The following is a 12,813-nucleotide window of genomic DNA, read 5'->3' on the forward strand; positions in this document are numbered from 1 at the left end:
CCTGCAAAGATAAAATGAGGTTGCTAATGGAAAATTAAAAATTCAAAATAGCGTTCCATCTTGCCTAAAAACGTTTTATGTTTGCTTTTCATATGCGTGCTAAAAATATTCTGTTTGTGGGGTTGATATTGGCTTCGGCTATCGCCCTTCTGTTTTCAGAAACGGGTTGTGCCAGTATCGTACCTCCTTCCGGCGGTCCGAGAGATTCTTTGCCACCTGTGATTGTTTCTGTGATTCCTGAAAATCAAACATTGAACTTCAATGCAAAAGAAATAAAGATCGAATTTGATGAATATGTCGAGCTTAACGATCCGTATAAGAACCTGCTTATATCTCCTTTCCCCAAAATAAACCCGGAAGTAACCCGAAAACTTAGAACGGTAACCGTTAAGATTAAAGACACTTTGCAGCCTAATACAACCTATGTTTACAATTTTGCTAACACGATAAAAGATTTGAACGAAGGCAACCAGGGCAAGGACCTATTGTATGTGGTTTCTACCGGAACTTATGTTGATTCAATGGAATTGAGTGGAAATGTGCGTATGGCAAAAACCGGCAAAGCAGACTCAACGCTGTCGGTAATGTTATATAATAATCTTGATGATAGCGCTATTGTTAAGGAGCGGCCAAGGTACATTGCCAGAGTCGATACCACAGGTACTTTCTTTTTTAGATTTTTAGCCCCGGGAAAATATCGTCTCTACGCAATGAAAGATGAAAGCGGGATGTATATGTATAATGGGGAACAGATTTTTGCCTTTGCCGATTCTGTTGTAACCATTGCTCCCGAACCACCTGCGCCCGTTAGAATGTGGGCTTACGAACCCGAAAAAAGGAAAGAGGAGGACATGGATGAGGAAACGGAAATTGATGAAAAAGAGAAGCGGCTGAAATTTAATACCAATCTTGAGGCGAGTCAACAAGATTTGTTGTCGGCTTTTATAATGACTTTTGATAATCCGCTAAAAACCTTTGATACGACCAAAATGAGCCTTAGCATGGATAGTACTTTCAGGCCGATAACGGGTCATCGGTTCACCTTGGACAGCACGGCGAAAATTGTAACCATGAATTTGCCCTGGTTGGAAGACACAACCTATAATCTTGTGCTCGAAAAAGAGTTTGCATCAGACAGCCTTAACCGGCAGATATTCAGGAAGGATACTATAACTTTTAAAACGAAAGCACGAACGGATTATGGCCAGGTTAGGATCAATTTTGTCGATATTGAGATGGATAGGAATCCAGTATTACTAATAACACAGGGCGAGACCATCAAAAATGCTTTTCCCATTCCTGCTAACCGGGTTATTGAATTGCAACTTTATAACCCCGGCGAGTACGACATGAAGATATTATACGACAAGAATAAAAACGGCAAATGGGATCCGGGCGAGTTTTTCGTTGAGCACCGGCAGCCTGAATTAATTAATGATATTGATCGTAAATTGATTGTCCGGCCAGATAGAATGGAAGATTTTGAACTTAAAAAAGGCAGAGGACTCCCGGTAAATCCGCTTAAATGAGTAGTGAGTGATGAGCAGTGAATGATGAATAGTGAATAGTGAATGAAATCATCGTCAATTGTCAACTGCCAACTCACGCTCTATCCCGGCATTCTGGAAATATACTTTCCAATTTCTTTTAACTGATCAACAATCTGAGGTGTAGTTGGATTGCAGGCTTTAGCTTTTCTATAAAAATCTTTAGCTGCGCGAAATTCACGCTTATTCATCATGATGCTGCACATTTGCAAAAACGCAGCTGCTTCGTTTTCTTTATCTGGAAGGCCTTTTCTAATAGCCTGGCGAATATAGCTTTCTCCTTGCTTATTATTCCCTTTTTGCATGGCCAGCATACCCATTTGCAGCATACTTGCACCTTCTGCTTCTTTCATCGGCATGCCTAAGTCCAGCCCTTTTTTCATCATTGTTTCAGCGCCATCAAAATCCTGCTTGCTCATGGCAATGTTCCCTTTCAATGTGTAATAAACCGAACGAATGGGTTTATATAACAGGTTAGGGTATTTTATAGAGTTAAGTATTTTTTCAGCACCATCCATATCGCCGGTTTCCATATATTCCTGAATAAGCCTTAAGGGCCCAAAAAAGAAATGACTGAAAATAAGGATGGCCGCTATCAGGTAAAGAGGGAATGCCGGCCAGAAACTGGCTGCATAATTAGTAAAAATGCCAGCCAATAAAACCACAATAGCAATAATTAACCTGTATCTTATTATAAAAGTATATGCTTTCATTTAATGTAATGTAAAATTTAGGGAGGCAAAGATAGGTTATGCTTTTACGCAGGACGACTGACCGGGTAAAACAAAACTCAAAATAGAGTATGACCTTATGAGAATTAGTAAGATAATTTCTGAAGCAAGGAATTTATCAACCTGCTATATGCAAAGTTTTCGGTATTGAATTTTCCAGGCTATTAACCTCATCCTGCATATAAAGCTGGCCGTTATATTTTCCTCCGGTTTCAATCAGTATAATTTCAGTGTGTATGTCTCCTTTTATATTTCCGGAACTTTTGATCTGAATGCTTTTACAAAAAATATTGCCGGTCAGTTTTCCGTAAACGATCAGGTTTTCTGTTTTAACATCGCCAATTACAAAAGCGCCATCACCAACAATTAATCCTCTTTGTAAAGTAATATTGCCTTCCACCCGCCCATCAACGCGAACGGTTCCGTCTCCTTGCAGTTCACCTTTTATAATCAGGTCTTTGCCAATAATACTGTTGATCGGCTCCTGGTTTAATACTGTAGCATCTTCAATTTGCAGCTGTCTTTTCTTACCTAACATTTTCGATATTGTTTTTTAAAAAGTTAAATATTCAAAAGGGTCAATCCGTTTATTTTGCCGGTGAATTTCGTAATGCAAGTGTGGCCCTGTCGATCTGCCGGTGCTTCCCAGTTTGCCAATTACAGTGCCTGATTCTATTTTATCGTTTACAGAGACATTTATACCCGAAAGATGGCCATACAGGGTTTTTATATTTTGTGAATGAGCTACTATTACGCAATTACCGTAACCTCCTTTCCGTCCGGCGTGAATTACTTTTCCTTTTGCGGTGGACTTTACCTGCTCGCCTGTATTTCCCTTAAAGTCGATACCTCCATGCAATTCGTGACCCTGACCTGAAAAAGGATTACTGCGATAACCAAACCTTGAAGTTATGGGGCCGGAATGTGGCGCACCAATAGGAATTTCGCATATTGATTTTTCGAGGTCTTCCAGTTGATTCACATAATAACTGGTAACATTGTCTACATCAGTTATATCAAGCGCCTCACCGCCCATATTTTGTGTAGGAATTTCTTTAAGGCCTTTTGCTTTAAGCAGTTTGTTTACTTTATTTAGATATTGATCGATCTCACTAAAAGATCGCTGAACTTTAGAAACATCAGCTTTCATTTTTAGCTGCTGCACAAAAGTTAGTTTTTTTGAATAATAAGAACTTGTTTGTTGGTATATCAAAAAGCCGATGACCAATCCAAATACTATAAATACAATAGAAGCGTATAAGACGTATTTACGCCAGTGTTTTATCAAATGAGATGGCACTTGCAATGGCGTTCTTGAAGTGCTATGTGTATCTATGAAAAGAATAGATGTTCTTTGCTTTTTCATGGTGTCAAATCTGCAGTAGTTCGTTTTGAAACAAAAAGACTTCGGTGTTTCAAATTTACGTTAAAGATATTAATTGTGAATCTTTTACAAAGTTGTTGCTTCAGGTTTAACCGAATCATAATATTCATTCAACTTAAATAGTTTTAGATCTATTAAATTACGCAGACGACGAATTTGATAGGGACAAAGCATTATTGCTTAGCAAGTAAGTTATAATTTCGCATTCATTATGGATTTGAAAAAGAACAGGCCCGTAGCCATCTGGCTTTTTATCGGTGCCGGAATGATCATTATACAAGTGTTGCTGGGCGGTATTACAAGGCTTACCGGAAGCGGTTTGTCGATAACAGAATGGAAGCCTATTTTAGGAGCGCTACCTCCAATGAACCAGCATGATTGGATGATTGCTTTTGAAAAATATAAACAGATCGCTCAATATAAATACATCCACAATTATTTCGATTTACAGGATTTTAAATCGATCTACTTTTGGGAGTGGCTGCACCGCAACTGGGCCCGGTTTATGGGCGTTGTATTTATTGTACCATTCGTTTATTTTATTTATAAAAGAAAGATTGACCGCAGCATGTTGTGGCCAATGGTCGTATTATTTATATTAGGGGCTTTACAAGGTGCAATTGGTTGGATCATGGTTGCCAGCGGCGTGGGAACCGATCTGGTTTATGTAAGTCATATCAGGCTGGCCACACACTTTATTGCAGCATTGATATTACTTGTTTATGTTATTTGGTTTGCCATGAAAATATCTGTGCCTGATTTTAAAAAGGCGCGCATTCCTGTGGTTAAAAATTTTACGTTACTCTTATTAGCTATTTTAACGGTGCAGTTAATTTATGGTGCTTTTATGGCGGGTACGCATGCGGCAAAATCAGCCATCACCTGGCCCAGCATTAATGGGCAGTTTGCTCCCGATATGAGTGATGGCGGCCTCTTTCACAATTTGCTGGCCATCCAATTCATCCACCGGGGTCTAGCCTATATCATTACAGCGCTGATTATTTTGTACACAGCAATGCTATACAGACAAATTAAAAGTCTGACCATATATAAATTGCGCAACTGGCCGCTAATTATTACGCTGACACAGGTTTTGCTTGGCGTACTGACATTGGTAAATTATCTGGCGCCATCAAAAATCTGGTTGGCTATTACACACCAGTTTGTAGGCATCTTATTATTGATCTGCCTGGAGGTAACCTACTTCTACAGCGCTAAAAGGATAAGATAAAATGGTGTAGCGAGTCAAAAAATAACACAGATGACAGTTGACCGTATGACAGGAAAGCTTAGTAAATAAGGTCTGCCAACTTTCATCTGTCAACTGTACGCTTGCCTCTTATTTTCCCGCCACAAGTTTGTCCTGCAAAGCTTTCAATTCATCCCATTTTTCAGCTGCTGCCAGTTTCGCTTGTTTAGGCCATGAAGCAGGGTCGTGCAATTGAAATTTAGGGCCTGCTGTTTCTAAAATAGCTTTCAGTTTTTTACCAGTTGCTTTGCCCAATGCAGCAAAAGTGGTAATGCCTTCCGCTTCCAGAAGTTTGGTTATTTTGTTACCAATTCCTTCAATTTTAGTAAGATCATCTTTTACTGATGGTTCAATTTTTTCTTTTTTGGCTTTGGGGGCAGTTGCTTTTTTAGTTACAGTTTTTGTAGCTATAGCTTTTGCTTTAGGGGTAGCTTTTTCTTTGATGATTTCGGCAGGAACGGTAATAGCAGAATTTTCAACTCCAAAACTTTGGTTGTGAATATATTGCTGGGCGTTCCAGTCATTGATCCAGGTACCATTGTTCAATAAAAAACGGTATTCATAAGTTTTGCCTGGTTCCAGTTCAACAGAAGCGGCTAAAGAGCCATCCGGTTGTACGCTAAGTCCGATGGCATTATCTAAGTTCCATTCGTTAAAATCTCCAAGTAACAGGGCTTCACTAGCAGTGCCTAATGCTTCAGCAGGTAGCGTAAAAGTGATCTTTTTCATTCGTGTGTTTTTAGTAGTTTGACAAACGCTGCAAAAGTATCTGTGCCGCGTTTCTCAATAATTTGTTTGTTTTAGATCGATTTAACGAAGCTTATGTAAATAAATACATCGCCTCCAACCCAAAAGTTTTGGATTGGAATTATGCTGCGCTTCATCGTTAATAATGTGAAAACTTGCAGTTTGCGGTGCAAATATAGCCAAAGTGTTACTAGTATTCAGTTTCAGGCGATCGATGGTTTAAAAAATGTGGATTAGTAATAATAATTTACAGTAAATTAGTGAATTATATACCCATTCTAAATAATTCATAGTATGATTACCCGGATCAGCGTTTTAGTTGTATTGTTTGTGGCCTGTGTATCTCTTGCCTTCATAAAGCCATCTCTTCCCAAAGTTCTTTTGATGACAAAAACGAACGGCTTTTATCATTCGAGTATTCCGAAAGGAATAGCAGCCGTTCAAAAACTGGGGAAAGAAAACGGATTTGAGGTAGTTGCAACTAAAGATTCTACTTTGTTTAACGATGATAATTTAAAGCAATATTCAGCTATCATTTTTTTAAGTACTACGGGGACGATCTTTAATGACGCACAAAAAGCAGCTATTCAAAAATATATCCGGTCGGGTGGTGGGTTTGTTGGCGTACATGCTGCAACTGATACAGAGTATGATTGGCCCTGGTATAATAAAATGATCGGCGCCTGGTTTGAAAGCCATCCTAAGCAGCAAGTTGCTAAGCTTATTGTAAAGGACAAAAAGCATTTAGCTACAAAACATTTGCCTGAGATATGGGAAAGAAAAGATGAGTGGTATAATTTTAAAAATATCAATCCAAATATAAAAGTGCTGATAACATTAGATGAAAAAAGTTATGAAGGAGGGAAAAATGGTGATTTCCATCCTATGGCCTGGTACCATAATTTCGAAGGCGGCCGTGTATTTTATACAGGGGTGGGACACACAGATGAATCTTACGACGAGCCGCTGCTGCTGCAACATCTTTTGGGCGGCATAAAATATGCAATAGGCAAATAATCGTTTTTAACTAAGTTGCCATTTCCAATTTTTGATTTCGGGCATATCAACACCATGTTTCCTGATGTAATTTTTATGTTCGATATGCTTGTTCTTCATTTCTTCTTTTATATAAGATACGTGTCGCCCAGTTGCGGCAAGCGGTTTAAAACATCCTGCACCAGGTTGAATCGATCCATCTGGTTCAAAACAGTCATATCAAAAGGTGTTGTAATGGTTCCCTCTTCCTTATAACCCCGCACATGTATATTATTATGATTAGTTCGGCGATATGTAAGTCGATGGATCAGCCAGGGGTAACCGTGGAAGGCGAATATTACAGGTTTATTTTTTGTAAATAACGCATCAAAATCAGTATCACTCAATCCGTGCGGATGTTCAGAAGCGGGTTGCAACCGCATCAGGTCAACCACATTTACAACACGTATCTTAATATCCGGGCATTTTTCTCTTAAAATAGATACTGCTGCAATTGTCTCCAGGCTTGGTACATCTCCGGCACATGCCATTACTACATCCGGCTCAGCGCCTTCGTCATTACTGGCCCATTTCCAAATGCCAATACCTTTTGTGCAATGTGTAACGGCTTCATCCATTGTTAACCACTGAGGCGAAGGATGCTTACCAGCGATAATAACATTTACATAGTGCCTGCTTTTTAAGCAATGATCCGTTACAGAAAGCAAGCAATTGGCATCAGGCGGCAGATAAACACGCACAACCGAAGCTTTTTTATTTATTACATGATCAATAAATCCAGGATCCTGATGTGTAAACCCATTATGATCCTGGCGCCAGACATGTGAAGCAAGCAGTATGTTTAATGAAGGCAATTTTTTACGCCAACTGATTTCAGAAGTCATCTTCAGCCACTTTGCATGTTGGTTGAACATGCTGTCGATTATATGTATGAATGCTTCATAACAATTGAACAATCCATGTCTGCCGGTTAGCACATATCCTTCCAGCCAGCCTTCACATTGATGTTCGCTCAATACTTCCAATACGCGGCCTTCTTTTTCAGGAACTCATCTTCTTCAATTATATCAGCCATCCACTGCCGCTCCGTTATTTCAAAAACCTTGTTCAAGCGGTTTGATAATGTTTCATCAGGACCAAAAACCCTGAAGTTTCTTGACTCAAGGTTTAGTTTAATAACATCTCTGATATAAGCACCTAATATTTTTGTGTCGCCCGGACCAGTGCTACTTCTTGCAGGAACATCAAGCGCATAGTTGCGGAAATCAGGTAGGTGTAAGTCGCGTAGCGCCAGTCCGCCGTTTGTATGTGGATTGGCCCCCATCCGTTTATTAGCTTTAGGCGCCATTTCTTTTATATATGGCAAAAGTTTTCCTTCTTCATCAAATAGTTCTTCGGGCCTGTAGCTTTTAAGCCATTTCTCTAAAGCCTCCAAATGATCTTTATTATGTGCAGGGTCGGAGAGCGGTACCTGGTGCGACCTGAATGTTCCTTCAATAGGCAAGCTATCTACTGTTTTCGGCCCGGTCCAGCCTTTTGGAGATTTAAGAATAATCATCGGCCATACTGGTCGTGCAAATGCTTCATTGCCAGCTGCGTTTTCTTTAATAGCTTTTATTTCCGTGATCACCTCATCCATCACCTCATCCATTCGCTTATGCATATAAGCCGGGTCATCACCGTCTACCCAATAAGGTTTCCAGCCATATCCTTTCATCAGGTTGTCAAGTTCCTTTTTATCAATGCGCGCGAATATTGTTGGATTGGCAATTTTGTACCCGTTTAGATGCAAGATTGGCAACACCACACCATCATTTACGGGATGAAGAAATTTATTGGAATGCCATGCCGTGGCAAGAGGTCCGGTTTCAGCTTCTCCATCTCCGATCACACAAGCTACAAACAAATCAGGATTGTCAAAAGCTGCACCAAAAGCATGACTTAAAGAATAACCCAGTTCACCACCTTCATGCATGGAGCCAGGACATTCGGGCGATACATGGCTAGGTATTCCTCCGGGAAATGAAAATTGTTTGAATAATTTTTTCAGGCCTTCTTCGTCCTGCGTTATTTCAGGATAAACTTCGCTGTAAGTCCCTTCAAGATACGTATTACCGACCAATGCGGGACCTCCATGCCCCGGCCCAGATATGTAAATCATATCCAGATTATATTTATTTATGGCCCGGTTTAGATGGGCATAAACAAAATTCTGTCCCGGTGTTGTACCCCAATGTCCTAGTAATACCTCTTTTACATGTTCCAGTTTTAAAGGTTCGCGCAATAACGGGTTATCCCGGAGGTAAATTTGGCCAACTGACAGGTAATTGGCCGCCCGCCAATAGGCATCTATTTTTTCAAGTTCATCCTGCTTGGTGGTTTCGGGTGTACTTGCCATGGTTTAAAATTAGAGGATGTTTTTCTCGTTATCAATAAGTCTTCGCCTTACCAATAAGCGTTTCGAGTATGGTTTTTAGTTTAGAAGCCGCACCACTAATAGCCAGGTCATAAGTCTCGCTATCTTCAGAAACGGCAATAGGAGGTTTACCTTTAAATCTTGCTTCAATATTGCATCTCTTATCTGCGCCGGTTTCTTTATCCGCATTTTGATCTGAAAGATGAATTTCTATACGAGTGATGTGTTCCATAAAACGATCAATCTCCCCTTCTACCATTCCTTCTATTTTTTCTTTATATTCCGGACTAACGGTTAAGTTGTGATCTGTGTTGATTTGAAAAATCATAAGTTATCTGTTTATTTATTAGTGAATTAATATAAAAGATTGTACCAATCTGTGGTTCAATCAATATACCTATAAATTTTCATAGTTATATTGATACTTTATATAAATTATTGATAAAGCTTAAAGCGGTTTATAGAAAAACCCCTTCGTGAAAAGGGGTTGATGGTAGGAATAATGGTGAAGTGTGTTATTTAAATCCGAATAAAAACGGGAATACAAAAGTTACTACGATGGCCCAAATGAAATAAACGGGCAAATACCAGGAGATCGATTTCCCCACATGCAGCAGGCTTTCTTTTCTGAATAAGATTTTAAACAATTGAGCCGTTACCAATAAAAGGTTGATGAGCACTAAAACATTGCTGCCAAGTACTGCTGCTCTGTTAGGCGTAATGCCCCATTCTGAAATGCGAAATAAAATTGCTGAAAGTGCAATGCCATTAACGAGGATCGTAACAATTGATAAGAGAAAAAGTACCCAGGTTTCCAACGTGTTTTTCAGAACCTGTGAAGCACCTGCAATGGAAAAAAGATAATAGCCATTACACCTATTAACAGCAGGTTAAAGATGAGCAGAAATTCGCGATCGTTATACGGGTCTTTGCCGGAATAGACAATTGCTACAAGATAGATGACCAGCATCACCAATACCAAGGGGCTGAAAATTTTAGCAATTACGGGCGACACTTTTCCTACCAAAGATGGGTTAACCTGCGTAAGATAAGTGCCAATGATGGGTGCGGCAGGAAGCCCAAAAATGGCAATGTTCTTAAAATAAAACTCTTCAATGTTAAGGCCAATTAATGAAAACAGACCAATTGTTATGCCGGTTAATATACCACCAGCAATTAACACAAGCGTTGTGATAACGACCAGGTCGCCATTGTATTTTAAAAACCCAAGCCGCTTTTCTGCATCATTTCTCTTTTCGCCAATAAAAGCAAATCCAAGAATCCCCCATAAGAAAATAAGCAGGTGAATGCATGATAAAATAAGCGTATCGCTATTTTTATCATTTGGTAAGAAATTAATAAAAAGAATACCAGCGAGCGTTGTACCAAGTACAAAAACAATTTTACCAATTGACAGTTTATTTCTCCATGCGAAATAGGCCGATAAGATCGGGAAGATGATAAAGCCAATATTCCTGGTATAAAAAAGCTCTTCATCTATATTAAAAATGGCGGGTAGCTTGGCAATGAACCCCGCAATAACGGATGCAATAATTATAATAACTAATTCCTTTTTGCTGCCACATGCAATTTCGTCACCTTCATAATTCAATCGTGCATCCCAGAAGTCGGCTACGGAATTTCCTGAAATGGAAGCATAAGTTGCGTTGAATTCTTTTTTAAAAGAAGATTTATTAGAGCGGTACATTTTTTCAAGTTCATGAGGGTTGTTAAGCTGTGTAAGTATTTCGTTGTTCATGATTTTTTGTTTGAAGCGTTAAATATTTTACCAGATCAATTCCATAGCGTACCATTCAGTCCTAAAACCGAACCCAGCCATAAAGCAATGATGGATCCGATAATGCTGATAATGAGAGTTATAAATTTATTGAAACCCATTTGACGACGCAGGTGATCCATAATATGATAAAAAGCACCGCCCATGGCACCGGCAATCGGAACAATGATCAAGGGTTTCAATACCCATAATCTTGGCCAGGCGGGATTGGGATTATCCACCGAAGAAACAAAAAGGGCAATAAGGATGAAGGCAATTACGGCTCCTATTAACATTCTTCTGCCTAATGCTGCTGAAATAAAAGAGGTTGTTGATAGTGATTGATTTTGTGTCATGATCTATTTGTTTATTTAAAAAGTACTTTGTATTTCAAAGTTTAAGTATAAAAAAATTATTTTTGCGATTTAATAAGCTGTTCCAATGTTTTCAGATGATCGTTAAATGCTTTTTTCCCGAGTGGAGTTATAAAATATTGTGTATTCGGTTTCCTTCCAACAAATGTTTTTGTCAGGTTGATAAATTCTTCATTTTCCAATGCCTTTAAATGACTTGCCAGATTGCCATCTGTAACATCAAGATAATCTTTCAACGAATTAAAATCAACCCTGTCATTAACCGATAACACAGACATAATGCCCAGCCGTACCCTGCTTTCAAATGCCTTATGTAAACCGTCTATCGATATTTTCATTCGTCAATCTTTATTTAGCCACCTTTATACCGTCTGTACATCTGTAATAACTCTGAAAAAATGGACTATTTATGAGCATACTCAGTATTATCTTTCGTACCTGTAATGCATATAAATGCCATAAATAATATGTAACAACCCAAAACCCAATGCCCATAATAACAGTGCATATTCTTCAAAGCAGGCGCTAATTAGTCCTAGTCCTATTTGAATTAACCCCAGGCTTTTCACTTCTTTATAAGTAAACTTACCCGCCATGTATAAGGCTAAACCATAAAACAACAACGTAAATGGAATGATAAATCCAATTAAACCTTTGGCAATACAAATCAAAATAAGTAAGCCGCCAGCCAATAGAGGGACAGACATGTAGCTTACGAGTTGCTTTGTTGAAACGTTCCAGAATGTCTCTTTTCTCTTTTTCGCATTCTTTAAAGAAAGCAGAACAGCGGTAGTTATTGACAATACCAAAACCGCAGTGCCCAGCAATATTACATTAAATAGTTCCGTTGATCTCTCTGTAGTTGCGGTATTTGTATAACTTATTGGTGCAGGATTAAAGCGGAATAACTGATGCGCAATATAAGTACCAAGCAAAGCGTATATACCGGCCATAATTCCCGCCAGGCCAGACAATGATAAAAATTTAGAAGACCGTTCCATCATGGAGCGCATCTCAGTTATATGCTTTAGATAATCCTGCTCTTCTTTCATTAAAAGTACTTTGAAGTGCAAAGTTAATGAGAAAATATATTAAATAATCATTTTTAGAAATTTTTTAGAAATTGTTAGGTATAGAGAAATATTTAGGCAGATCTCAACTGTTCCGTGATCATATTCAGCATATCATTGAGATCGAATGGTTTGTTGATGAATCCATTTGCGCAGGTTGTTTGGCGCACTTTATCAAAGCTGGCATGAGCCGACATGATCAGTACAGGTATTGTAGATGTGGCTTTATCATTCTTTAATTGCTCGCAAAGCGTGATCCCATCGCCATCAGGCAGCATTACGTCTAAAAGAAATAGATCGGGAAGTTCAACTAAAATACCTTTTTTGAATTCTCTAATTGTTGCAAATACTATAACATCAAAGCCTTCTTCTCTTAAGAAATAATCAAGTATAAAACTGATGTCAGGATTATCTTCAACGATACAGATTTTTTCATTCTTTTGGAAGGAGTAGTAATAGAATAGCCGGATAGTCACTTTACTTTCAAGGCGCATAAGAAAATATACTTTATCACTTCACAAA

Annotated in this window: 14 protein-coding genes and 1 pseudogene; 3 read left to right on the forward strand and 12 right to left on the reverse strand. The window is 38.8% G+C overall.

Features of this window, described 5'->3' with window-relative positions:
- Positions 1 to 77: 77 nt before the first annotated feature.
- Entirely contained in the window at positions 78 to 1,529 is a 1,452-nt protein-coding gene (locus tag MKP09_RS20870) for an Ig-like domain-containing domain (protein ID WP_240832205.1), read from the forward strand.
- Positions 1,530 to 1,609: 80 nt separating this feature from the next.
- Here the strand turns inward: MKP09_RS20870 and MKP09_RS20875 are convergent, their stop codons facing one another.
- From MKP09_RS20875 to MKP09_RS20885, 3 genes are all read right to left on the reverse strand, one after another.
- On the reverse strand, positions 1,610 to 2,260 hold the full coding sequence (locus MKP09_RS20875) for a tetratricopeptide repeat protein (RefSeq protein WP_240832206.1): 651 nt from the start codon (positions 2,258 to 2,260) through the stop codon (positions 1,610 to 1,612).
- 136 nt (positions 2,261 to 2,396) lie between these two features.
- Entirely contained in the window at positions 2,397 to 2,816 is a 420-nt protein-coding gene (locus MKP09_RS20880; RefSeq protein ID WP_240832207.1) for a bactofilin family protein, read from the reverse strand.
- Positions 2,817 to 2,831: 15 nt separating this feature from the next.
- Entirely contained in the window at positions 2,832 to 3,644 is an 813-nt protein-coding gene (locus tag MKP09_RS20885; protein WP_240832208.1) for a M23 family metallopeptidase, read from the reverse strand.
- 229 nt (positions 3,645 to 3,873) lie between these two features.
- Here MKP09_RS20885 and MKP09_RS20890 point away from each other — a divergent pair, with 229 nt between their 5' ends.
- Positions 3,874 to 4,893, forward strand: a complete 1,020-nt coding sequence (locus MKP09_RS20890; protein WP_240832209.1) for a COX15/CtaA family protein — start codon at positions 3,874 to 3,876, stop codon at positions 4,891 to 4,893.
- 108 nt (positions 4,894 to 5,001) lie between these two features.
- Here the strand turns inward: MKP09_RS20890 and MKP09_RS20895 are convergent, their stop codons facing one another.
- Positions 5,002 to 5,640, reverse strand: a complete 639-nt coding sequence (locus MKP09_RS20895) for a helix-hairpin-helix domain-containing protein (RefSeq protein ID WP_240832210.1) — start codon at positions 5,638 to 5,640, stop codon at positions 5,002 to 5,004.
- Between the two features lie 312 nt (positions 5,641 to 5,952).
- Here MKP09_RS20895 and MKP09_RS20900 point away from each other — a divergent pair, with 312 nt between their 5' ends.
- Positions 5,953 to 6,675: a ThuA domain-containing protein gene (locus MKP09_RS20900; RefSeq protein WP_240832211.1), complete on the forward strand. Its 723-nt coding sequence runs from the start codon at positions 5,953 to 5,955 to the stop codon at positions 6,673 to 6,675.
- 6 nt (positions 6,676 to 6,681) lie between these two features.
- Here the strand turns inward: MKP09_RS20900 and MKP09_RS28425 are convergent.
- The 8 genes and pseudogenes from MKP09_RS28425 to MKP09_RS20950 all read right to left on the reverse strand — a co-directional run.
- Positions 6,682 to 9,052, reverse strand: a pseudogene (locus tag MKP09_RS28425) (phosphoketolase family protein); the annotation flags it as partial.
- Positions 9,053 to 9,083: 31 nt separating this feature from the next.
- Positions 9,084 to 9,398 carry an HPF/RaiA family ribosome-associated protein gene (locus MKP09_RS20920; RefSeq protein WP_240832215.1) on the reverse strand — a complete coding sequence of 105 codons (315 nt, stop codon included), beginning with the start codon at positions 9,396 to 9,398 and terminating at the stop codon, positions 9,084 to 9,086.
- Between the two features lie 187 nt (positions 9,399 to 9,585).
- Positions 9,586 to 9,888: a hypothetical protein gene (locus MKP09_RS20925; RefSeq protein WP_240832216.1), complete on the reverse strand. Its 303-nt coding sequence runs from the start codon at positions 9,886 to 9,888 to the stop codon at positions 9,586 to 9,588.
- A gap of 8 nt (positions 9,889 to 9,896) precedes the next feature.
- Positions 9,897 to 10,829, reverse strand: coding sequence for a hypothetical protein (locus MKP09_RS20930; RefSeq protein WP_240832217.1), 933 nt, complete (start codon positions 10,827 to 10,829; stop codon positions 9,897 to 9,899).
- Positions 10,830 to 10,864: 35 nt separating this feature from the next.
- Positions 10,865 to 11,203 carry a hypothetical protein gene (locus MKP09_RS20935; RefSeq protein ID WP_240832218.1) on the reverse strand — a complete coding sequence of 113 codons (339 nt, stop codon included), beginning with the start codon at positions 11,201 to 11,203 and terminating at the stop codon, positions 10,865 to 10,867.
- Positions 11,204 to 11,259: 56 nt separating this feature from the next.
- The gene (locus tag MKP09_RS20940) at positions 11,260 to 11,559 is read right to left on the reverse strand and encodes a winged helix-turn-helix domain-containing protein (protein ID WP_240832219.1); all 300 of its coding nucleotides are present in this window, start codon (positions 11,557 to 11,559) and stop codon (positions 11,260 to 11,262) included.
- An 87-nt stretch (positions 11,560 to 11,646) separates the two neighbouring features.
- A complete protein-coding gene (locus tag MKP09_RS20945) occupies positions 11,647 to 12,273 on the reverse strand; it encodes a hypothetical protein (RefSeq protein WP_240832220.1) in 627 nt (208 codons plus the stop codon).
- A 92-nt stretch (positions 12,274 to 12,365) separates the two neighbouring features.
- The gene (locus MKP09_RS20950; RefSeq protein WP_240832221.1) at positions 12,366 to 12,785 is read right to left on the reverse strand and encodes a response regulator transcription factor; all 420 of its coding nucleotides are present in this window, start codon (positions 12,783 to 12,785) and stop codon (positions 12,366 to 12,368) included.
- Positions 12,786 to 12,813: the final 28 nt, after the last annotated feature.

The organism is Paraniabella ginsengisoli, assembly GCF_022513635.1.
GTDB classification, from domain to species: Bacteria; Bacteroidota; Bacteroidia; order Chitinophagales; family Chitinophagaceae; genus Niabella; species Niabella ginsengisoli.

Coding starts and splice junctions, on each gene's coding strand:
- MKP09_RS20870 (WP_240832205.1), top strand. CDS start 78: ATGTTTGCTTTTCATATGCGTGCTAAAAATATTCTGTTTGTGGGGTTG.
- MKP09_RS20875 (WP_240832206.1), bottom strand. CDS start 2,260: ATGAAAGCATATACTTTTATAATAAGATACAGGTTAATTATTGCTATT.
- MKP09_RS20880 (WP_240832207.1), bottom strand. CDS start 2,816: ATGTTAGGTAAGAAAAGACAGCTGCAAATTGAAGATGCTACAGTATTA.
- MKP09_RS20885 (WP_240832208.1), bottom strand. CDS start 3,644: ATGAAAAAGCAAAGAACATCTATTCTTTTCATAGATACACATAGCACT.
- MKP09_RS20890 (WP_240832209.1), top strand. CDS start 3,874: ATGGATTTGAAAAAGAACAGGCCCGTAGCCATCTGGCTTTTTATCGGT.
- MKP09_RS20895 (WP_240832210.1), bottom strand. CDS start 5,640: ATGAAAAAGATCACTTTTACGCTACCTGCTGAAGCATTAGGCACTGCT.
- MKP09_RS20900 (WP_240832211.1), top strand. CDS start 5,953: ATGATTACCCGGATCAGCGTTTTAGTTGTATTGTTTGTGGCCTGTGTA.
- MKP09_RS20920 (WP_240832215.1), bottom strand. CDS start 9,398: ATGATTTTTCAAATCAACACAGATCACAACTTAACCGTTAGTCCGGAA.
- MKP09_RS20930 (WP_240832217.1), bottom strand. CDS start 10,829: ATGAACAACGAAATACTTACACAGCTTAACAACCCTCATGAACTTGAA.
- MKP09_RS20935 (WP_240832218.1), bottom strand. CDS start 11,203: ATGACACAAAATCAATCACTATCAACAACCTCTTTTATTTCAGCAGCA.
- MKP09_RS20940 (WP_240832219.1), bottom strand. CDS start 11,559: ATGAAAATATCGATAGACGGTTTACATAAGGCATTTGAAAGCAGGGTA.
- MKP09_RS20945 (WP_240832220.1), bottom strand. CDS start 12,273: ATGAAAGAAGAGCAGGATTATCTAAAGCATATAACTGAGATGCGCTCC.
- MKP09_RS20950 (WP_240832221.1), bottom strand. CDS start 12,785: ATGCGCCTTGAAAGTAAAGTGACTATCCGGCTATTCTATTACTACTCC.